Source organism: Pedobacter sp. N23S346 (assembly GCF_048515415.1).
In the GTDB taxonomy this organism is placed as follows: domain Bacteria; phylum Bacteroidota; class Bacteroidia; order Sphingobacteriales; family Sphingobacteriaceae; genus Pedobacter.
Map to the genome: position 1 here is coordinate 35,929 of NZ_JBLYEE010000010.1, position 20,415 is coordinate 56,343.

Annotated in this window: 26 protein-coding genes; 11 read left to right on the top strand and 15 right to left on the bottom strand. The window is 39.0% G+C overall.

Annotated elements, in window-relative coordinates; translation table 11 throughout:
- Positions 1–56: 56 nt before the first annotated feature.
- From ACN1CD_RS16980 to ACN1CD_RS17010, 7 genes are all read right to left on the bottom strand, one after another.
- Complete coding sequence (locus ACN1CD_RS16980; RefSeq protein ID WP_419131588.1) at positions 57–464, bottom strand: cupin domain-containing protein; 408 nt, start codon at positions 462–464, stop codon at positions 57–59.
- Positions 465–482: 18 nt separating this feature from the next.
- Positions 483–1,370, bottom strand: a complete 888-nt coding sequence (locus ACN1CD_RS16985) for a carboxymuconolactone decarboxylase family protein (protein ID WP_419131589.1) — start codon at positions 1,368–1,370, stop codon at positions 483–485.
- Positions 1,371–1,462: 92 nt separating this feature from the next.
- Complete coding sequence (locus tag ACN1CD_RS16990; protein ID WP_419131590.1) at positions 1,463–1,939, bottom strand: cyclophilin-like fold protein; 477 nt, start codon at positions 1,937–1,939, stop codon at positions 1,463–1,465.
- A gap of 10 nt (positions 1,940–1,949) precedes the next feature.
- On the bottom strand, positions 1,950–3,131 hold the full coding sequence (locus ACN1CD_RS16995; RefSeq protein ID WP_419131591.1) for an NAD(P)-dependent alcohol dehydrogenase: 1,182 nt from the start codon (positions 3,129–3,131) through the stop codon (positions 1,950–1,952).
- A gap of 1 nt (position 3,132) precedes the next feature.
- Positions 3,133–3,627 carry a cupin domain-containing protein gene (locus ACN1CD_RS17000; protein ID WP_419131592.1) on the bottom strand — a complete coding sequence of 165 codons (495 nt, stop codon included), beginning with the start codon at positions 3,625–3,627 and terminating at the stop codon, positions 3,133–3,135.
- Positions 3,628–3,651: 24 nt separating this feature from the next.
- The gene (locus ACN1CD_RS17005) at positions 3,652–4,722 is read right to left on the bottom strand and encodes an alpha/beta hydrolase (RefSeq protein ID WP_419131593.1); all 1,071 of its coding nucleotides are present in this window, start codon (positions 4,720–4,722) and stop codon (positions 3,652–3,654) included.
- A gap of 1 nt (position 4,723) precedes the next feature.
- Complete coding sequence (locus ACN1CD_RS17010) at positions 4,724–5,296, bottom strand: DapH/DapD/GlmU-related protein (protein WP_419131594.1); 573 nt, start codon at positions 5,294–5,296, stop codon at positions 4,724–4,726.
- A gap of 195 nt (positions 5,297–5,491) precedes the next feature.
- Here ACN1CD_RS17010 and ACN1CD_RS17015 point away from each other — a divergent pair, with 195 nt between their 5' ends.
- Positions 5,492–6,388 (top strand): helix-turn-helix domain-containing protein, encoded by an 897-nt coding sequence (locus ACN1CD_RS17015; protein ID WP_419131595.1) that lies wholly within the window; start codon positions 5,492–5,494, stop codon positions 6,386–6,388.
- 44 nt (positions 6,389–6,432) lie between these two features.
- Here ACN1CD_RS17015 and ACN1CD_RS17020 read toward each other — a convergent pair whose 3' ends face one another.
- The gene (locus ACN1CD_RS17020) at positions 6,433–7,104 is read right to left on the bottom strand and encodes a DUF2461 domain-containing protein (protein WP_419131596.1); all 672 of its coding nucleotides are present in this window, start codon (positions 7,102–7,104) and stop codon (positions 6,433–6,435) included.
- 116 nt (positions 7,105–7,220) lie between these two features.
- Here ACN1CD_RS17020 and ACN1CD_RS17025 point away from each other — a divergent pair, with 116 nt between their 5' ends.
- The 5 genes from ACN1CD_RS17025 (at position 7,221) to ACN1CD_RS17045 (ending at position 10,544) form a co-directional block, all read left to right on the top strand.
- Positions 7,221–7,442, top strand: a complete 222-nt coding sequence (locus ACN1CD_RS17025) for a DUF2461 family protein (protein WP_419131597.1) — start codon at positions 7,221–7,223, stop codon at positions 7,440–7,442.
- Positions 7,439–7,861 (top strand): DUF2461 family protein, encoded by a 423-nt coding sequence (locus ACN1CD_RS17030; RefSeq protein ID WP_419131751.1) that lies wholly within the window; start codon positions 7,439–7,441, stop codon positions 7,859–7,861. Before ACN1CD_RS17025 ends, ACN1CD_RS17030 begins: the two co-directional genes overlap by 4 nt.
- A gap of 190 nt (positions 7,862–8,051) precedes the next feature.
- Positions 8,052–8,462, top strand: a complete 411-nt coding sequence (locus ACN1CD_RS17035; RefSeq protein WP_419131598.1) for a DUF1905 domain-containing protein — start codon at positions 8,052–8,054, stop codon at positions 8,460–8,462.
- A 117-nt stretch (positions 8,463–8,579) separates the two neighbouring features.
- Positions 8,580–9,260, top strand: coding sequence for a DUF6624 domain-containing protein (locus tag ACN1CD_RS17040; protein ID WP_419131599.1), 681 nt, complete (start codon positions 8,580–8,582; stop codon positions 9,258–9,260).
- Positions 9,261–9,485: 225 nt separating this feature from the next.
- The gene (locus ACN1CD_RS17045; RefSeq protein ID WP_419131600.1) at positions 9,486–10,544 is read left to right on the top strand and encodes a DUF4932 domain-containing protein; all 1,059 of its coding nucleotides are present in this window, start codon (positions 9,486–9,488) and stop codon (positions 10,542–10,544) included.
- 135 nt (positions 10,545–10,679) lie between these two features.
- Here the strand turns inward: ACN1CD_RS17045 and ACN1CD_RS17050 are convergent, their stop codons facing one another.
- Positions 10,680–12,464, bottom strand: a complete 1,785-nt coding sequence (locus ACN1CD_RS17050) for an ABC transporter ATP-binding protein (RefSeq protein ID WP_419131601.1) — start codon at positions 12,462–12,464, stop codon at positions 10,680–10,682.
- A 390-nt stretch (positions 12,465–12,854) separates the two neighbouring features.
- On the opposite strand from ACN1CD_RS17050, the gene ACN1CD_RS17055 reads away from it, so the two are divergent.
- A complete protein-coding gene (locus ACN1CD_RS17055; protein WP_419131602.1) occupies positions 12,855–13,760 on the top strand; it encodes a pirin family protein in 906 nt (301 codons plus the stop codon).
- Positions 13,761–13,967: 207 nt separating this feature from the next.
- On the opposite strand, the gene ACN1CD_RS17060 is transcribed toward ACN1CD_RS17055, so the two are convergent.
- Positions 13,968–14,132 carry a hypothetical protein gene (locus tag ACN1CD_RS17060; protein ID WP_419131603.1) on the bottom strand — a complete coding sequence of 55 codons (165 nt, stop codon included), beginning with the start codon at positions 14,130–14,132 and terminating at the stop codon, positions 13,968–13,970.
- 458 nt (positions 14,133–14,590) lie between these two features.
- Positions 14,591–14,938: a winged helix-turn-helix transcriptional regulator gene (locus ACN1CD_RS17065; protein WP_419131604.1), complete on the bottom strand. Its 348-nt coding sequence runs from the start codon at positions 14,936–14,938 to the stop codon at positions 14,591–14,593.
- Between the two features lie 90 nt (positions 14,939–15,028).
- Between ACN1CD_RS17065 and ACN1CD_RS17070 the strand changes: the two genes are divergently transcribed.
- The gene (locus ACN1CD_RS17070; protein WP_419131605.1) at positions 15,029–15,907 is read left to right on the top strand and encodes an NAD(P)H-binding protein; all 879 of its coding nucleotides are present in this window, start codon (positions 15,029–15,031) and stop codon (positions 15,905–15,907) included.
- Positions 15,908–15,972: 65 nt separating this feature from the next.
- A complete protein-coding gene (locus ACN1CD_RS17075; protein WP_419131606.1) occupies positions 15,973–16,278 on the top strand; it encodes a winged helix-turn-helix transcriptional regulator in 306 nt (101 codons plus the stop codon).
- Positions 16,279–16,292: 14 nt separating this feature from the next.
- Here the strand turns inward: ACN1CD_RS17075 and ACN1CD_RS17080 are convergent, their stop codons facing one another.
- Positions 16,293–16,583 (bottom strand): hypothetical protein, encoded by a 291-nt coding sequence (locus ACN1CD_RS17080; RefSeq protein ID WP_419131607.1) that lies wholly within the window; start codon positions 16,581–16,583, stop codon positions 16,293–16,295.
- A gap of 244 nt (positions 16,584–16,827) precedes the next feature.
- Between ACN1CD_RS17080 and ACN1CD_RS17085 the strand changes: the two genes are divergently transcribed.
- On the top strand, positions 16,828–17,874 hold the full coding sequence (locus tag ACN1CD_RS17085; protein ID WP_419131608.1) for an Atu2307/SP_0267 family LLM class monooxygenase: 1,047 nt from the start codon (positions 16,828–16,830) through the stop codon (positions 17,872–17,874).
- 121 nt (positions 17,875–17,995) lie between these two features.
- Here the strand turns inward: ACN1CD_RS17085 and ACN1CD_RS17090 are convergent, their stop codons facing one another.
- The gene (locus ACN1CD_RS17090; protein ID WP_419131609.1) at positions 17,996–18,397 is read right to left on the bottom strand and encodes a winged helix-turn-helix transcriptional regulator; all 402 of its coding nucleotides are present in this window, start codon (positions 18,395–18,397) and stop codon (positions 17,996–17,998) included.
- Positions 18,398–18,508: 111 nt separating this feature from the next.
- Here ACN1CD_RS17090 and ACN1CD_RS17095 point away from each other — a divergent pair, with 111 nt between their 5' ends.
- Positions 18,509–19,138, top strand: coding sequence for an FMN-dependent NADH-azoreductase (locus ACN1CD_RS17095; RefSeq protein ID WP_419131610.1), 630 nt, complete (start codon positions 18,509–18,511; stop codon positions 19,136–19,138).
- Positions 19,139–19,254: 116 nt separating this feature from the next.
- Here ACN1CD_RS17095 and ACN1CD_RS17100 read toward each other — a convergent pair whose 3' ends face one another.
- Together ACN1CD_RS17100 and ACN1CD_RS17105 are read right to left on the bottom strand one after the other, a co-directional pair.
- Positions 19,255–19,431, bottom strand: coding sequence for a hypothetical protein (locus tag ACN1CD_RS17100; RefSeq protein WP_419131611.1), 177 nt, complete (start codon positions 19,429–19,431; stop codon positions 19,255–19,257).
- Between the two features lie 68 nt (positions 19,432–19,499).
- On the bottom strand, positions 19,500–20,396 hold the full coding sequence (locus tag ACN1CD_RS17105) for an SDR family NAD(P)-dependent oxidoreductase (RefSeq protein WP_419131612.1): 897 nt from the start codon (positions 20,394–20,396) through the stop codon (positions 19,500–19,502).
- Between the last annotated feature and the right edge of the window lie 19 nt (positions 20,397–20,415).

Genomic DNA, 20,415 nt, shown 5'->3' on the forward strand with positions numbered 1-20,415 from the left:
GTAGCAACGTATCGCTGGGCTATAGATTAACGATGGAATAAGGACAAACCAGGAGTTTAAATTTGGTTGTAATGTTCGTCGTTTACAGGTTCCAACCATTCAGGCGTCCCCGCCGTGATTACAATATGCTCAAACCAACTATCTTTTGTGGCACCATGCCAGTGTTTTACACCATCATTAATTACGATCACATCTCCAACTTTCAGGGCTTGTGCAGATTTTCCAAATTCCTGGTACCATCCCTCACCGCCGGTTACCATCAAAATCTGAAATCCACCATTATGGCGATGCCAGTTATTTCTGCAGCCTGGTTCAAAGGAAACATTACCTACGCCCACGCTTATATTAGGGTCTGCGACTAAAGCATTATAATAACTCTGTCCAATAAAGTATTGAGCGTATGCATCATTTTTTTCGCCTATTGGAAATATAACTCCATTTTGTACTTCTTCGTGTTTTGCCATTGCGATAAATATTATATATTAATTTTCGATAAAAATTTCATTTACATAAGCCAGTGCATTAAGTGTTCTTGGAAATCCCATATATGGTAGACACTGGGTGATCACGCTAATTAATGTTGCTTTATCATTTCCAACATTCTTATTGGCCTGTACATGTGCTTTCACCTGACTATCGGCGCCACCAAGACTGCTTACCATGCTGAGTGTTAACAATTCTCTCGTTTTTAGATCAAGCCCGCCACGGGTGTAGAAATCGCCAAAGCAAAATGCAGATAAATAATCTTGTATATGTTTTTGGTTTTCAGGTGCATTTGCCCTCATCTTTGGTATGAGATCACCAAATATTTCTGTCTGCACAGCAATTCCCTTACTTAAACGAGTATCTTCTGTTACCGTCTTTTGACTTTTAAGAGGTAGCACAATGTTATTTGCTTTAAATACCTCATTTATTTCATGGATAGCATTCAATGTTTTTGGGAAACCAATATATGGTGCGCATTGGTAAACTGCTTCTTTTATTTCGATCGGCGTTACTCCAATATTTAGTGCCGCAGCAACCTGTGATTTAAGTTGAAGCAAATTTTGGTTCACTGTAAGCACAACTATTGTTGTAAGCTCACGCATCCTGTTATCTAGTTTGCCCTGTTTATAAACCTCTCCAAAAATGAAGCTGTTCATTATTTCCTGAAAATCAGGATCAGTTGCTTCTATGCCATTTATCTCTTCGCCGAACAACTGTTTAAATTTTTCTTCGCTCTTCTCCATACGTGTCATAATTGTTATCTCTTTTATTTTTTGGTTATTAACCTCGCCTTCCGACTTGCCTTTAGGAAAAACTGCCTCTACTTTCGATTTGGCCGACTGTTTGGTTTCCTGTGAATAAGCTGTGCTTATGAATGTAACCAAAGTTAACATTGTAATTAGCGAAGTTTTTATCATTATTTTTATGCTTTCAATTTTTTTGGCTTATCTGATTTCTTAAACATTTCTGATAATGTTTACTGTGATTCAAACCTGACATTTACATCTCCAGAACCCAATGCAGCAACAAGCCCGGTTACATTATCGATCTTACCAAGTCTGGTGTAACTATATGAAGTATTGAAGCCCTTGTAAAAAAGCACCAAACAGTTATTACCATACAACATTAGATCTCCAACCTGAATATTCCCTCCCACAGAAGCACTGGTTGGCAAGGTGCCAGGGAAATTATAAAATTTCTCGTTCGCGTTGAGATCCTCCATTTTGATACTGAGCGGCAACATAGCTTTCAATGCATTAGCAGACTGGTTATCGTTAAGTGTTGCTGTAAAAACAGCTGCTCCTACTGTGATCTTCATCTTACTTGCTGTTGGATTGCTTGTGTTTCCATTCTCCCTGTCTGTCGCTACAACTGCATCCTTGTCTTTATCACAACTGGACATGCCCAAACACAGAGAGCCGAGCAACATGGTACTCATTAATAAATGTTTCATGATTTTAATTTTAAAATGTAGCCGCATCAATCACATACCTATACCTCGCTTCTTTATTCACGACTTTCTCCCATGCATCATTTATTTCCGAAGCTTTAATGATTTCTATTTGCGGATAGATTTTGTTGTCGGCACAATAATCCATCACTTCCTGGGTTTCGGGAATACCACCAATCAGAGAGCCGTTGAAATTTACCCGATTGAAAATCATATTGAAATTATTGATGGCCAATTCGCCATTAATAGGTTGCCCAACTTGAGTAAAGTACCCGTATTTTTTTACACAATCGATGTAGGGCGACATTTCATAAGCATAAGGCACGGTAGAAATCATAAAGTCGAGTTTGCCTTTGTAGGGCTTTAAATCTTCTGCCGATTTTACTACTATTACCTCTTTTGCACCAAAGCTTTTGATGTCACTTATTTTTGAAGGCGAAGTAGTAAACGCGTACACTTCCGCTCCTTTAGAAACAGCCAACTTAATCGCCATGTGTCCTAAACCACCAATTCCCACTACGCCAATCTTATCTCCTTTTTTAAACTTCACTTTCATCATGGGAGAATAGGTGGTGATACCGGCACACAACAATGGCGCTGCGTATTTCAAATCGATACTTTCGGGAATTTTAATGGCAAAATGTTCTGTTACCACAATATTATTGGCATAGCCGCCTTGGGTAATTCCTGAAGGTGATGATTTTTCAGGTGAACCGTAAGTGCCTACCATTCCCGTAGTTTCGCAATGGTGCTCTTCGCCATTTTTACAGCTTTCACATTCCATACAGCTGTTTACCATGCAACCAACGCCTGCCTTATCGCCTATTTTGAACTTGGTCACCTTTTTCCCGACTGCAGTAACAATCCCCGCAATTTCATGTCCTGGTACTTGTGGGTATTGTTGTGGCCCCCAATGCCCTTTAATGGTATGGATATCTGAGTGGCAAATGCCAGAAAATTTGATGTCGATCAATATGTCGTTGTCCCCAACCGTCTTGCGCTCAAAGTTCCAGGGAACCAATGTTCCTTGTTTATCTTTTCCTGCGTAACCTTTTGATGCTATATTATTGCTCATGATTTTTTTATTATCTGTTTGTGCTAGACTTTTTATTGGACCTGCAAGCATTAACCCTGCGCCTACAACTGCCGATTGCTGAATAAATTTCCTTCTTGATGTGTGACCTGTATGTTCCATGTTAAAATTGTTTATTAACTGTCGAGTATTCTTCGTCTGTTACCCTCTGCAACCAGGTTACAATGCCCTTTTCTGTCTTTGGCAAGATGTACATTTGTAGCATTCCGGTTTGGGGGCTTGCACCATGCCAATGTTCTACATTTGGCGGGCACTTCACGATGTCGCCTTTTTTGAGGATCTGTCTTGGCTGACCTTTTATCTGGTGATAACCCTCACCATCGGTGATGATCAGTATCTGTCCCGAGGGATGTGTGTGCCAGTTGCTTCTGGCACCAGGCTCAAAATAGACATTTCCCACTACGGTATGATAGACCGTGTCATTTTCTACCAGACCGATGTTCCAGGCCTTCCCCGTGAAATTTTCAGCAGGTCCAAGTTCACCTTTCGGAAATATAAAATTCAGTTTATTCTGATCTGCCTTACTGGCGATCTGTGCACTACTGCTAATGCCCAGGAGCACCATGGAAGTAAATGCGATCAACGATAATATCTTCATATGTTTTTTTGATTTAGGTTTTCACTATCTTTTTTCTTTTAGATGTTTAGCAAAGAAAGTTTCCAGCTTATCGAATGGGATCAGGTCAGTTTTGTCGTAAAGGTCAACGTGGCCTGCGTTTGGAACGATGACCAATTCTTTCGGTTGGCCCGCACGTTTGTATGCATCTTCGCTAAATTCCCTGGAGTGGGCCTTATCTCCGGTAATAAACAACATCGGACGGGGAGAAATGGTTTCTATGTCATTGAAAGGATAGAAGTTGTTGAACTTTGTGTTACTGCTCAATGTAGGATGTGTGGTAGTTTTCGGTGATCCGCCTTTTGGGGTATATTCGCCCCTTGGGGTGCGATAGAATTCATAGAATTCACGCTGTATTGGATGAGTATTTTCATCCAGCTGATGGGTAGTCCCACCGGTGTATTTCGTCTCGCCACCAGTAAATTCAACATATCGTTGTTCAGCGGCTTCAGCCTGATTTTTTTTCCTTTGTTCAAGGCTTTGCGAATGATTCAGCGCATTTCGGGTGGCCGAACCCATATCGTACATGCTTACTGTCGCAACGGCTTTCATCCTTGGATCAATCTTAGCAGCACTGATCACAAAACTTCCACTTCCACAGATGCCTAAAACCCCAATATTTTCCCTGTCAACAAACGGGCGTGTACCCAAAAAGTCGACAGCCGCACTAAAATCTTCTGCATACATATCTGGCAATACTGCATTGCGGGGTTCGCCCTCGCTTTCGCCCCAGAAAGACAGGTCTATTGCCAAAGTGATAAAACCTCTGTCTGCCATATTCGAAGCATAAACATCAGCACTTTGTTCCTTTACCGCACCCATCGGATGACCAACAATGATTGCCGGATTTTTGGCTTTTCTGTCCATATTTTTCGGAACAAAAAGGTGTCCGGCTACTTGCAGATTATATTGATTTTTGAACCTTACGGCATACAAAGTAACCTTATCACTTACCTTAAAAGTGGTATATTCTTTAGCTGAGATTTCTTTCATCTGTACTAGGTTTAATGTTGATTGTGCGCTTGCGTTACCATAGAAAAGCACTGCTGTAAGCGCAATAAAAATTGTTTTTTTCATGTTAAATATTTTTGATAAATCTTGCCGGAACCCCTCCGACAACGGTATTTGGAGCAACGTTCTTCGAGACAACGGCTCCGGCGGCAACGACAGCATTTTCTCCAATGCTAACTCCAGGAAGTATGGTTACTCCGGCACCAATCCAGGCATTTTGCTTAATGATAATAGGCCTTGTAATTAATGCTGTTCTATCTCTGGGATCCAAAGGATGGTTCTCCGTTACCAGGTTAACCCGTGGCCCGATCAGCACATTATCTTCAATAGTAATACCACCCATATCAAGAAATGAACAGGCATGGTTGATGAACACGTTCTTACCTATAGTGATAAACTTTCCGAAGTTGGTATAGAAAGGGGCAAAAACGGTGGTACTGTCATCAATTCTCGCACCAATGATTTTACCAAGCATATCGCGTATAGAATTGATGTCGGCAGCAGTATTAAGCAACTGCGAAAGTTTTATTGTTCTGTTAACAACCTCACTTATCCTGTAATATTCTTGGTCGTTCAACCTAATGGGTTCACCAGACCTTAACCTATCTAAAATATCCTCTTGTTCTACTACTATATTCATGCTCATAGAATTTAAATTTTGTGTACCCATCTGGATAGGCTTACCTCATCCAAAAAATCCACATTGCAAATATCACTAGTAAACACTGCTTCCGTTTTATACAGATTACAGTATTGTTTACCACTTTTACTGATTCGAGGTCAGAGGTGAGCAAGAAAGATTCGTTTTTGTTAAATTTGATCTATAAACAAGGTTATGGAAGAAGTGAAAAGGCTGGACACTGTCCGCCAGTATAATGATTATGTTGGGGTAGATACATTGCATCCATTGGTTACAGTGGTTAATTTCAATGAAGCACCAACCATTATCCACTACAGGCATTACATGGGCATTTATGCCATATTCTTCAAGAACATAAGATGTGGAAATATAACTTACGGCTGCCAGTCTTATGATTACGAGGATGGAACTATGGTATTTGTTCAACCTGGGCAGGTTTATGGGATAGACAGCAATGGCCAGGCAGTGATTCCTTCCGGTTATGGGTTGGTTTTTCATCCCGATCTGCTAAAGGGAACACATCTAGGGAAGACCATTGCAGAGTACAGCTTCTTTTCATATGAGGTGAACGAGGCCCTTCATCTTTCAAAAAAGGAAAAAAAGACGATAATAGAATCCCTGGAAAAGATTTCGGCAGAAATAGAACAAAATATCGATAAGCATAGCAAGACGCTAATCGTTTCCAATATCGAACTATTCCTGAACTATTGCATGCGGTTTTATGATCGCCAGTTTATAACCAGGAGCCATGCAAATAAGGATATCCTTGTACGTTTCGAGAATCTGTTGACCGACTATTTCCGCTCTGGCAAGGCATCGCAATTGGGCCTGCCAGGTGTGGCCTATTGCGCAGAACAATTGCACTTGTCTCCTAACTATTTTGGCGACCTCATCAAGAAGGAAACGGGCAGTACTGCACTGGATTACATTCAGTCTAAAATGATAGACCAGGCAAAAACCTACATTTTTGACCGTTCAAAAACTTTCAATGAAATTGCCAGCGACCTGGGATTTAAATACCAACAGCATTTCACAAGGTTGTTCAAGCAAAAAACAGGATTGACACCCAATGAATATCGGACATTAAATTAAGATAAAGCATTCTGTTACATGCCTTAGGTCATCATAACTGGCGTTTATTCAGCTAATGCCGTATTAATAAAATCTTTCAATTTTCTGGCAGATTTGTAGCTTTCTATTATCGTGTTCAGGTTTTCCTTTTTTAAAAAGAATTCATCATTATAGTGATGGTCAACATAAAAATCTTTCATCTTTAAAAACTTTAAAGCGGGATTACTTTCTTCCGTATCTTTTGGCGTTTTTTTGAGGTATTGATTGGAGATGATACCTTCCGGAAATTTTGATAAAAGACCTTTATCTTCTACAATGGAAAGCCATTCCTTTAAATTAAAATCAATTTCCTGGTGAAGCTTTTTTAATATTTGCTTTTCTGGTTGAAAGGCGCCGGCACCAATGCCACTTTCGCCTGGTTTAATCACGATGTAATAAACTGCATTACCACTTTTCCGGCCATTTTTACTGATCACCGCATAGAGATAGGTTTTGTATGGAGACTTATCCTTTGAAAAGCGAAGATCTCTATTTAGCCTCGGTATGCAATCTTTCGCTTTCAAATCAGATTTCGAAATGTCGTTATCAAATTGTGCAATTTCGTTAATTAACATTTGTACGAAATCAGAGAAATCGTCCATGCAATTATTATAGGCATCGCGATGGTTATTCATCCACTCCGTATTATTATTTTTTGTTAGTTTAGATAAAAATGTAAACGTTGCTTTATTTAACATGCTTTTAAACCCTAAGTGTACAATCAAAAATAGATTTTTAATGATCATAACGGCATGAGAAAAATATTTGTAACGTCATTTTGTTTCCAAATTTGTATTCCAATCTCCTTAATCAAATGAAAAAAAAGCTAGAGTTTTTATCTAATTTAAAATCGAATAACAATCAAACCTGGTTTATGGATCATATTGGCGAATATGAGCGGGCAAAAACTGAGATCGGAGATTTGGCCTACCTCTTATTAGCGCAGCTCTCTCCTATCGATACCAAGTTAAATGATGAAATTGAGGTAGAAAGGTTTGTCTCAAATCTGGTAAACTTTAAGCCTAAAAAGGAATAACCTACAATGCCTTTTTTGAAATAGCCATTAGCCCTTTAGCAAATGATGGCAATGAACCTGCATACCTTGTACACATTGAACCTAACCTAAACTATATCAGCGTTAAATACGACCCTGATATTTTTGGCCTACAGGTGATGAGAAGTTACCTTTCCAGGCACACAGAAGAGTTTGATCTGATCCTTCAGGATATGTATTCATCAGGATTTAGTTTAGAACAGTCTTCATCATTAACTTCCTTACCAAAGGGATATCCTATTGGAATTCCTGGCGAGGCTTACATTAAACTTCAACGATATGAACTGAAAAGCCCGATAGACATGCTAAAAACGAAGGATGAATTGATGCAGGATATACTCATCAGTTTTAGTGCCGCATTACCCTTTATTCAGTTTTTACGTAGCGGCCTTGGCTTATAGGTTGAGGTCTGTTCCAAAATCGATGGCTTAAGTTCCGGCACGTTTTTACTTACTATTTTCATCAATACCAATTAAATGGTGAAACAAGGCAATCTTTAATTGCGTTATTACCTCTATCAAATTTTAAAGAAAATTATGAAAGAACTTTTGAAAAACGAAAAATTGAAAATCCAGCATGAACCGGGTAAGGATGCATGGACATATAATTTGGTTATCCCGGGCACTTAAAGATATTCGTGGTAAATGGGGATTCATGAAGGTTTCGGGCACTATTGATGGCTACGAATTTAAAGATCTGAATCTGGCTCCGCTAACTAATAAAGACAAACGAATTTCGCTGAACAGCACCATTCGCAAGGCAATAAATAAAGGTGCTGGTGATGAAGTAACGGTAAGTATGTTTAAAACATCAGATGATCGGTTAACCCATGAGGATGAAGTTAAAGATTGTTTTAAGGATGCCGAGGTATATAAAAAATTTATGAGCCTGCCGGAAGATGAAAAAACAGCTATCCTGGACGACATCATTTCTCAAAAAACGGAAGATAGCCAGGAAAAAAGAATTATCGCCCACATTAAAAAGCTGGATGCTAAAAAGTAAAAAAGGTGATGCCGTTTAAATAGGAATCAAGACACGAATTGTTACAGGCTTATTTCTTTTACAAAAATCACAGATGAATCTCTGGCATTTCATAAACTTCTATGTTAAACCTTCAATATGAGTAAATTCATACTTCTGATCTTACTATGTCTAATTGGATTCGGATGTAAATCCCAAACTAAAATCAATAAAGATTTAAAAAAACAACTTGATAGCATACTTGTTCAAGACCAGGTATTTAGAGAGTATACTGATAATCAAACCACTGACTTGCGAAAGCAAGAAATAGCAAGGATAGTTGGCTGTAAAAGAGACTATTTAGACAAAAACATCTGGACATTAATAACAAAAACAGACAGCATTAATCTAATAAAAGTCGAAAATATTGTTCAGAGATATGGTTACCCCGGCAAAACAATGGTTGGCGAACCAACCAATACTGCTGTTTTTCTTGTTATACAGCATTCTCCAAAAATTGCCAAATACTATCCATTAATTGAGGAAGCAGGAAAAAATAAAGAGATACACCTTACTGATGTTGCCATGATGCTTGACAGAAAATTAACAGAGGAAAGGAAGCCACAAATCTATGGCACGCAGTTGGAAGGAAAATTTATCACCGATAAGCAAACTGGCGAAAAGCGACAGATAATTTATGTATTGCCGATTGAGAACGCTAAAGCGGTAAATAACCGAAGAAGAAAAGTCGGATTTGAGACTACTGTAGAAGAGAACGCAAGAAGATTCGGGATTGAATACAAGCAATATACCTATGAAGAGATTAAAAAGATGAAATAAACTATGGCATACCACAATTATCAGCACCATTGGAACGCCAGTCTCAAAAAACTGCCCTGGTATTTATCAATCCCTTTAACATCATCTACAGGAAAGTTTCCGGAAAATCAATGATCCATTTGGCAAGTCTTTCAAAGCATGACGATTTCATATTAACCCAAAATAAGGAAAGAAACATTTAAAGACAATAAGATATTTTACAAGATCTCTTTATAAATTTGGAGCATGAGCAGAAAACTTTTCCTTCATTTTCTTTTGGTTTTAACCTTAACACTTTTACAAACTGCATCGTATGGACAAAAAATATTTTCCATACAAACTGACCCTAGAGTTGAGGCACTGAGCATTTTCTTTACACTTGCTACCGCTGATACACTGGACACAAAACCAACTCCATCAACCTATTACAGGGATGTATTAACTTATTTCAAACCGTACAATAACCATCCATCATTAAACTGGTACAGAAAACTAAAAAATTGGGACGGACCTGATATGGCTTCGTTAGGTCTTTTTTTATCCAATAAGCATCCCTTTAAATTGGAGATCAAACCAGAAGTTAATTATATCAGAAATGCTCCCCTGGATACGTTTCTATTTCGGTTCAACACCTTTTATAAAGATTGCCAGGTAGCAAGGTTCATTAACCAACATCGCAAAGCATACGAGCGTATTAATAAGAATGGAGAATTATATATTGGGAAAAGTGGAATACTCAATAGCGTGGATTCCTTTTATAGATCAAAACAAAACGGAGAATATGTGATTTATACGGATATTCTATGTAACCACGGCAGTAATGCGGTAAGCTCAAAAGATAAAAGGTTTGCTGGAAAGATCATAGCTAAGGCAGGATATATTGAAGATAAATCCAAAAAACTGACCAATGATAGTCCGGTAGTTTTTGAGCCGGCATTAAATGTGGTTGCTCATGAATGTAGTCATATCTACCTGAAAAACTTTGTAAATAATTATCATGACCGATTATTTAAGATCAGGAATAATTTCCTTACTACAGCTAAAGGAAAAAAGCTGGCTGATGAGCAATGGGAAAATGAAGTTGACGAACTATTGGTAAGAACCTGTGTAGCAAAAATACTGGCGCAAAAATTTGGAAACAAAAGTGGTGAAGAGGAAATTTCCAACCAAGCAAAGCATTTCAAATGGGCGAATGATTTGTATTTATTTATGGATAAATATATCCAGCATGGCGATCAATATCGAAATATTGAAGACTTCTACCCTGAATTGATTTCTTTTTTGGAAACTAAAACCAGCATCTAAGTTGACAAAATTTCTATGAAACCTGTTTTCAAATTAACTTACCTGTCTTCTAAAAAAACCTCTCCTGCTCTTTAACTTCTTACTTTTATTTTTAAATAATATCGCTTTAGTTCGGCAACAATCTCGACGTACTGATTAATTCAGTAATAATTCATCAAGTTTATTAATTTCATCAACCAGTTTACGCCTGCCGATTTGTTGGCGCCACATGGCATAATAAAGCCCTTTTTGCTCAATTAGTTCATCATGATTACCGCTCTCCACAATTTCCCCGTTTTCCAGAACATAAATTCGGTTAGCGTGCATGATCGTTGATAAGCGGTGGGCGATGATTAAGGTAATATGATCTTTAAGTTCAGATAACTTATTCACCGTTTTAGTAATTTCCTCTTCTGTAAGGGAATCCAATGCCGAAGTGGCCTCGTCAAACAGCAAAACATTTGGCTTTCTTAATAATGCCCTCGCTATGGATAATCTCTGCTTTTCGCCACCAGAAACTTTTACGCCACTCTCTCCGATAAGCGTATCAAGGCCATCTTCTGCTCTCGATAACAAAGACTGGCAGGCGGCTTTATTAAGCGCTTCCATGCACTCCTCATCTGTTGCATCAGGTCTTACAAACCTAAGGTTGTCTCTGATATTGCCAGAAAACAGCTGCGTATCCTGCGTTACAAAACCAATCTTCCTTCTCAGCTCATCAAGGTGAATTTCATCTGTGTGCGTCTTATTATAAAATACATCTCCTTTAAATGGTTTGTATAAGCCAACCAATAATTTAATCAATGTGGTTTTCCCTGATCCGGAAGGCCCTACAAATGCGACTGTCTCCCCTTCTTCGGCATGGAAAGAGATGCCATTCAAAGCATTGCGATTGCTGTTTTTATATTTAAAGAACACATCCTTAAATTCAATATGATCAATTTTGTGTAATGCGGTCGGTTCATCGGGTACGGCTTCCACAGGCATATCCATAATGCGTTTGAAGTTACCGAAAGATATTTGAGCTTCACGCCAGGTTAAAGCCATATGTCCGAATTCCTGTAATGGTCCAAATAGAAAATAGGAATATAATAAGAAACTAAAGTATTGACCGGCTGAAAGTTCTTTGTCAAAAATCAGCATAAGCATGACTACAATCATTACACTTCTCACAACATTAACCGTACTTCCCTGAATAAAACTCAGCATTCGCAAAATTTTGGTTTTTACAATTTCCAGGTTTAGAATCTTATAAGTTGCCGAATTTAAGCGATCAATTTCCTGTTCGCCCAGGCCGTGACTTTTTACCAGCTCAATATTTCTCAGCGACTCTGTAGATCGTCCTGCCAAGACTGAAGTCTTGGATATAATTGCCCGGTGAATAACCTTTACCTTCTCAGATAGCTTCCAGCTTAAATAAGTAATAATTGGAACGGAAGCAATGAACACCAATGTAACTTTGTAGCTAATTAAGGCAGAATATACACTTACAAAAATGATCCCAAATAAGGCCATAAAGGTGACATTGATCGAAGATTTTATAAAGTTCTCGGAGTCGCTTCTCACCCTGCCTAGCATGTCGAGCTTTGCTCCGCTTCGTTGCTCTTCAAAAACATAATAAGGCATATCCAACGAATGTTTCATTCCATCGGCATACATTTCTGCCCCTGTTTTCTGAGCAATGGTGATGGTAAAAAAGTCCTGAAAATTATTGGCTATCCGGGAGATCAGCGATGCACCTATACCTAAACCGATTAAGGTCAGAATCCCTTTAAAATATTCAGCCCTGGTGAGTAGTTCTCTCTTATTGATGTAATCATCAACAAGTTTCCCGGTAATTAATGGCTCAACGAGTGAAAAACCCTGATTGATTGCTGTCATCAACAACGCCAATAAGACAATATACTTGTGTTTTTTTAAATAGCTTAACAGAATCTTCATAGTTTCGGCAAATTACATACGGTATTTTATAACGTAATAAAACTTGTTTTATGATTATACTTTAGAATTGTTACGACCGTTTTGTTTGATTTTATCATCTATAATCCCACAACAAGGAGGAATGAATATTGTTTTACATTTGATTTCCAGGGTTATAGAACGGTTGATCAATTGATCTAAACTTCCCAAATTCTTCAGCGCACCGGCTCTGGAAAATTTGTAAGTTGATACATTATGGGTTGCAGACTAACATTAAGGATGACTATAATGTGAAATTGAAGTCGAGTTTATAAGCGAAGTAAAAGAATAGTAATCATCGTGAACAAATTATTCGGAGATCTATAGATATTATTCTTAATTATCAGCAATTTTATACAAATTTTACAGCCTATGCTCGATATTGTAATAGAAGCCAGACAGGCGATCATCTCTCCGGGTTTCTCGGTAAAACGTATCCTTCCATTCCAGCTCAGAAGAATGGTTGGTCCTTTTATCTTCATGGATCATGGAGGTCCGATTGATGTTCCAGCTACCACCAACCTGGATGTACTGCCCCATCCACATATTGGTCTTTCTACCGTTAGCTACCTTTTTAGCGGAAATGTAACCCATAGGGATAGTCTCGGTGTAGAGCAGTTAATCAAACCAGGTGAAGTGAACTGGATGAATGCAGGAAAAGGCATAGCGCACAGCGAACGCTTTGAAGATCCGGCCATGCGGGCGGGCGGCTTGGAAATGATCCAAACCTGGGTAGCACTCCCTGAAAAAGATGAAGAATCTGATCCTTCTTTTAAAAACTATGCTTCAGAAGAACTGCCAATTTTTACCGATAAGGGCGTATGGATGCGTTTAATTGCTGGAGATGCCTTCGGTCTATCCAGCAGGGTAAAAACAAGCTCTCCATTATTCTATCTGCATGTGGTACTTGAACAAGGCGCCAGATTTGGTCTACCAAAAGAACATAGCGAAAGAGGCACCTACATTGTGAAAGGCAGTGTAGAAGTAAATGGAATTACTTATGGCGAAGGTAAGTTATTGGTATTTACAAAAGGGGTTGACCCGCTGATTATTGCCCGGGAGAATGCTACACTGATGATGCTTGGCGGGGAACACCTGGGCGAGCGGTATATCTGGTGGAACTTTGTATCCAGCCGTAAAGAAAGAATTGAACAGGCTAAAGAAGATTGGCTACAGGGCCGTATTCTCTTACCACCAACAGATAATGAGGTATTTATTCCCTTACCACAAGACCGTTCAAAACCTGCAGGTGGTCCACCACCAGGAGCGCTTTCTTAAACGAAGTCTATTAAAAAATGAAGAGTTATATATAATAAAAAAGCTGTCAGATTGCAGATAGTTGCACCTGTAAAATCTGACAACCTGTTTGACAATGATTGTCTCGCATTATTTTCAATTATTTTCGCATTAAGAACTGTTTCACCCATAGATACATCTACCATATCTATTCTTGCTTCTACCAGTTTTTCACTCAGCCAAACCGGGTCATCGTATGTTCCATCCGCCCTCTACCCAATCTGTTGCAGAGATGCAAAAAGCGATGGGAAGATTTGAAGGCCGAATTCCCTTCACCTTTTCAACTACCCAGAACAAAATCCGGGTACAGTTTTCACGATTTCCCTCATATTCTTCAGTCTGCTGATTAAGCATAGGTGATAAAAATCACAGCAATATTAGAATTCCTAGAAAGAGTGGTGATCAAGTAATTGACTTGCTCATTGTGTGGGTTATAAACTATCATTTTAAAATGCAATTAAATCGTTTCCTTACATCGGAATTAAGCAGATTAAAAATAAGAATAGAAAGGACCGTAACCTGGAAAACCTCGTTGATCCTGTCAAAAACATCCCTCAGATGGCATATTGGTTCGATGTTACCCGAAAAATTCGATTTTAAAAACTTGTAATATCGAACCGCTTTGCTAGGCAAAACATTTCACCATACTTGATAACAATAGATTATAGAGAAATAAAAAGGGCAAAAGATTATTAAAACCCTTTGCCCTGTTAAGGGTCAGTAACGGTGCGTAATTCGAACTATTTTGTGAACGAATTGATTGAAATTGGCGGTTTTCGGAAAATTTAATAGAATATAAATGAATAGTATTATTACATACTTTCAACTGCCCATTGAGCCATTGCATGGATAACGGGAATGATTTTATGCCCGGAATCACTAAGCCTATAGGTCACAAAGGGCGGCACTACAGGTTTTGCTTCCCTGATCACCAATCCGTCCGCTTCCATTTGCTTCAGGTGCTGGATCAATACCTTTTCGGTTATCGCAGGAATTGCTCTTCTGAGCTCACCATATCTTTTGCCACCGGTAGACAGATGATAGATAATGACAGGCTTCCAATATCCGCCAATTTTTTCCATAGTATAGGTTACTGGACACAGTTCCAGAGCTATTTTTTTGTTCTGCTGTATAGTTGAGGATTCCTTTACAATTGACATAACGATACATACTTTAGGGTAAGTACTTGTATAAAAGTATGTACAAATATACCTTTGTGCTGTTAAATAAAAAAATTAAATTATAAACAGATGAAAATAACAATATCAGGTTCATTGGGAAATATAGGTAAACACCTATCACAAATTTTAATAGATGGTGGACATGAACTGACCGTGATCAGCAGCAATCCCGAAAAAAAGGCTGACATCGAAAAAATTGGCGCAAAAGCAGCTATAGGCTCCGTTAGTGATGTTACTTTTTTACATTCCGCTTTTAACGGAGCTGATGCAGTATTCGTGATGACCCCGCCAAATTTGGGCGGCCAGAACATTATCCAAAATACAGTTGATGCAGGAAAGGCATTTACTGCCGCGATCAAATCTTCGGACGTAAAAAGAGTGGTGATGCTGAGCAGCATTGGTGCCGATATTGAGGCAGGAACTGGTCCAATCGCTGGCCTGTACCATATCGAACAGCTCTACAAAACCTTGGAAAATACGTCGGTTACTTTCCTTCGTGCGGGATATTTTTACACCAATTACTACAATGATATTCCGATGATCAAAAATGCGGGAATAATGGGCGGAAACTATCCATCAAACGCTAAATTACCGTTAGTGTACGCTGCCGACATCGCTGTTGCAGCTGCCCAGGAGCTTGAAAAAACTGGGGAAGGTCAGAATATTCGTTATATCGTTAGCGATTATATTTCTGCCGAGGAAGCTACGAAAGCCATCGCAGACGCAGTTGGAAAACCAGATCTTAACTGGGTAGAATTTACAGACGAACAGTCGTTAAACGGCATGAAGCAGGCTGGTATTCCAGAAGAAATCGCTGGGCTATACACTGAAATGGGCATTGCCATCAGAACCGGAAAATTGCAATCCGACTTCGAAAAGATCGGTACCCCAATAACTGGAGCGACTAAATTCGTAGATTTTGCAAAAGAACTTGTTGCTAATTTCTAATAATAGTGGTTATCTGCGTCAGGCTGGTTCATCAAGCCTGACGCTATAATCCCACAAATAAATTGATGCAACCCAATCAAGAACTTAACCGTCCAAACTGCCCAGCTGAAGATGTGCTCAAAATCATGTCTGGTAAATGGCGTCCCCAAATCTTCAAGTTGGCACTCGATGGCCCAGTTCGTTTTAGTGGATTGCTGAAAACACTCGAAAAATCAAACAAACAAAGTATAGCCCTCGCACTTAAAGAATTGGAATACGAGGACCTACTGGATAAAAAGGTAATTAAAGTTAAACCCCTGCATATTGAGTATACTTTATCGGCAAAGGGAAAAGAACTGATTACAGTTTTTAGACAGCTGGAAGACATTTAAGCACTCCCATTATTTTAATTGTCTTTGACACTAAGTATGTAGAGCGGTCCGTTTTTGGATGGTTCTTTTTGAAGTTCTCCAGATTCAACAAAAGCTTCTAACTGGTGTAGCGCTCTATCTCTAGTTATCGCTCCCAATTCTGCAAACTCCCTAATGGTTAAGGTTGGATATACGTTAAACAATCCAATCAGAGAATGGTCATACTCTTTCTTTGAGATTTCCGCATCAAGGGCCAAAACTTTATTTTCATAAATGTGATAAGGTTGTGATCCACGAATGATATGCTGCCCATGGTCACTGCCCACAAAAAAGTGGAAATCACCGCTCCTATTGCATAAACTGCGTCATTAAGGTAGATATCCTGAACAAAACAAGGAAGACTACTAACCTAAAGGTTATCACTAACTTTTTGATTACTAGTAACTTAACAACAGTAAATATACCTATTTTTGCACGGATGATTCATTACATCAAAGGAGCCGCTTCAAACAATGCTCCTAAAGTACAGGATAATGGATCATTTATTTAAACACACAAACATTAAACAATATGGAATTAGGTATAGGCATGTTCGGGGATCTGCAGACCAATGTAAAAGGAGAAGTTCAATCCGCAGGACAAAGACTTCAGGAAATGATTGAAGAAATAAAACTGATGGACGAAGTGGGACTGGATTTCTTTGGCGTTGGCGAGCATCATCGTCTTGAATATGCGGTTTCAAGTCCCGAAATCATTCTAGCTGCCGCCGCAACCGTTACCAAAAATATAAAGTTGAGCAGTGCCGTAACCGTGCTGAGTTCATCGGATCCGGTAAAACTTTACCAACAATTTGCCACGGTTGACCTGATTTCAAATGGCAGGACAGAGCTGATGGCCGGTCGTGGAAGTTTTATTGAATCCTTCCCATTGTATGGTTACAACCTTCAGGATTACGATGAGCTTTATAGAGAAAAATTAGAACTGCTTTTAAAATTGAATAACGAGCCAAAGATAAGCTGGAAAGGCAGGCATCGTCCTGAATTGGTTAATCAGCAGGTGATGCCACGTGCGACAAATGATAAGTTAAAAATCTGGGTAGCCGTTGGCGGAACCCCAGAATCGATAGAACGAGCAGGAAGATTGGGGCTACCGGTAATGTTTGCTGTTATTGGCGGTCAGCCGGCACAGTTCAAGCCTTTGTTTGATTATTACAGGAATGTTTACCAGGCTAACGGACACGACATGGCTAAATTAAAAACAGGTGTTCATATGTTTTCCTTGTTCGGCGAAAACAGCCAGGAAATTGCTGATTATTATTTTCCATTATATGCAGCACAGATGAACAGGATTGGGAGATCAAGGGGATGGGCACCTTTGCAGAGATCCCAATTTGAGGATGGCAGAAGCCCTAACGGCGCATTGGTTATAGGAGATGTAAACCAATCCGTAGATAAGATTCTTGCACTAGACGAAATGTTTGGTCTAACGCGTTTCTCGGCCCATATGGATGTTGGAGCACCATCACACGCCACGTTGATGAAATCGATCGAGATCTACGGAACCAAGATTGCACCCCAGATTAGGGCTGCGCTGAAAGATAAAATAACTATAGGCTAGTTATACAAGACGCAAAAGTAAAAATCCAGGTTAAGGCCTCGTCAGGTAATAAATAGATCAAATCTGCCAAGGCCTAATACCCATAAAGTTATCCCAAAACTTATGTTTGAGCATAAAAAAATCAGCGTTGATGTTGCTCTTGCAAATCAGCCTCAGTATGCTGTGTGAGTTTCCTTTTATGCTCGTGGCCCCAGTCGGTCAGTGCAGCAATAATATCTCCAAGTGTTTGAGCATATGCTGTTGCAATATATTCTACAACAACAGGATGTTTGTCTGCCTGCACAACGCGGTCTACCAGTCCGTTCAGTTCCAGTTCCTTTAATTCATTGGAAAGTACCCTTGCAGATATCCCCTTGATGGTTCGTTGTATCTCATTGAAGCGACAATAGCCGCTTACCAGGGCAATCACAATCCGCAATTTCCATTTTCCGCCCAATACATATAAGGCGTCTTCAATTGCTGCCAGATTTCTGAGGCATTGCAGTTCGGTATACATCACCGTTTGGTTCTTTTTTCCTATCATAACTTCTATGGCACTAACCTAAAAGTTACCACTAACCTTTTGATTACTAATAACTTATTGCCAGCAAATATACATAAGTTTGCAGTGTTAAAAAAGTAGAAAATTAAAATCATGAAAAAAATATTGCACGTTAAATCAAGTCCTAGAATGGATATATCTGTCACTAGAAAACTAGGAAATGCTATCGTAGATAAAATTATCGAAACGTATCCGGGAAGTGAGGTAAAAGAATATGACCTTATCAAAAATCCTTTTCCACACTTGAGCCAGGATCTCATAAACGCATTTTACACTCCAGTAGAAAATCGTACTCCAGAACAGGCGGCCGCTTCTAAATTTTCAGACGATGCCATTTCAGCCCTGGTAGAATCTGATATTATCGTGATTGAATCACCGATGTTTAATTTTACGATTACATCCAACTTAAAAACCTATTTGGATCATATCACCAGGGTCAATGCTACCTTTCAATATACGCCAACTGGTCCCGAAGGTTTAGTACATGGCAAAAAAGTATATATCGCTTTCTCATCAGGCTGGATATATAATCCAAACGCTCCTGAAATACCAGAATTCAATATACCTTACCTGGATAAAGACTTTAACGTGCCTTTGCTTAAATCAAGTTTGGCATTTCTTGGACTGACTGATTTTACAGCTTTCCGTGCCGATGGTGCTCAACTTGAAGGTATTAAGGAAACAGCAATTCAAAGAGCTTTTGATAGTATCCAGATTAATTAATTATAACAAGACTATAAGAGCCCCAATAAAAATACGGTTGTTCAACATGCCGCAAAAAATTCAGGAGCTTCCTTACAAGGGAAGCTCCTGAATTATATAATAGGGTCGAATTAAATTTAGTTGATAAAACTACCATCACCTCTTCGTTGAGGTTGGGTATTATTTCTACTTTTTGCACCCGTCAATTTCTGTAAGCGCACACTCAATCTCAACATAAAATAACGGATTAGTGTATTTGTTTTGGTATCGGTAATCCCGTTGTCGGTAATTACCCTGTTTACAAAGTTATTCATCTTCTGTTGTAATGAGGATAGCTATTCTTATGTAGATTTAACTTTAAAATCTTCTAAATGAAGATGTTTTATTTAACAAAAGACCTTATATACTCCAACCCCGTTGTCCAACTCAGGTTTTCATAACGCAGATTAGACAGTTGATGATGATGGGTTGAAAACATGGAATACATATATTGAGCTTGCTGCCATTTGGCATACAATTCAAACTCTCCCGCAGGATTATCACCCCTTTGCTTTTTTATAAACTGTGCAAAATCGTCCAGACTTGACAGTTGTTGCATGCTGAATTCCTGACCTGTAGCTTCTTTCACATCTGCCCGAATCATATTGGGGCTAATCTGGAAACTTGCGATCTGTAGATCTCTCGGTGAGTTTTCATCCAAAGCTACTTCGGCTGTAAAGGCTGCTGTATTATCCATTGTGGTAAAATCTAGTGTCCAGTCTGCTTTTTCACCCCAGTAACCAATGCTCTTATCTTTTAAATTTAAGATAGGTGTATTGTATTTCAGTATATCTGCAAAAGCACCATTAAAAATAGAAGATGCTTTAATGTCCGTGCTATCCAGGTAAACTTTAAACTGCCTCCTTAAATCAAAATTCCTGTTTTCGCCAGGTGCCAGGTAATTGTAATCCGTGCAAAAATCTGAAGGAATAAATCTCGGCACGCCTGCTTTTAAGGCACCATCCAACACCCTTTTTTGTAAATCTATAATCACATCGCCAAGACCTGCTAGTGCAGAAACTACACAATCCACACCTTTACAAGCATTTTCTATTTCATCGGTTTTGGTTAAGTCTGCTTCTATAACCCTCACCCCAATTTTTGTTAGGATTTCTTTTTTTTCAGGATCGGTGGCCGTTCGAACGATGGTGATCACTGCTGCATCTCTTTTTATTAGTTCCCTGCAGATTTTATTCCCTAAGTTACCCGTAGCACCAGCTACTAAGATTGTTTTTTTCATGATAAATTATTATGAATGT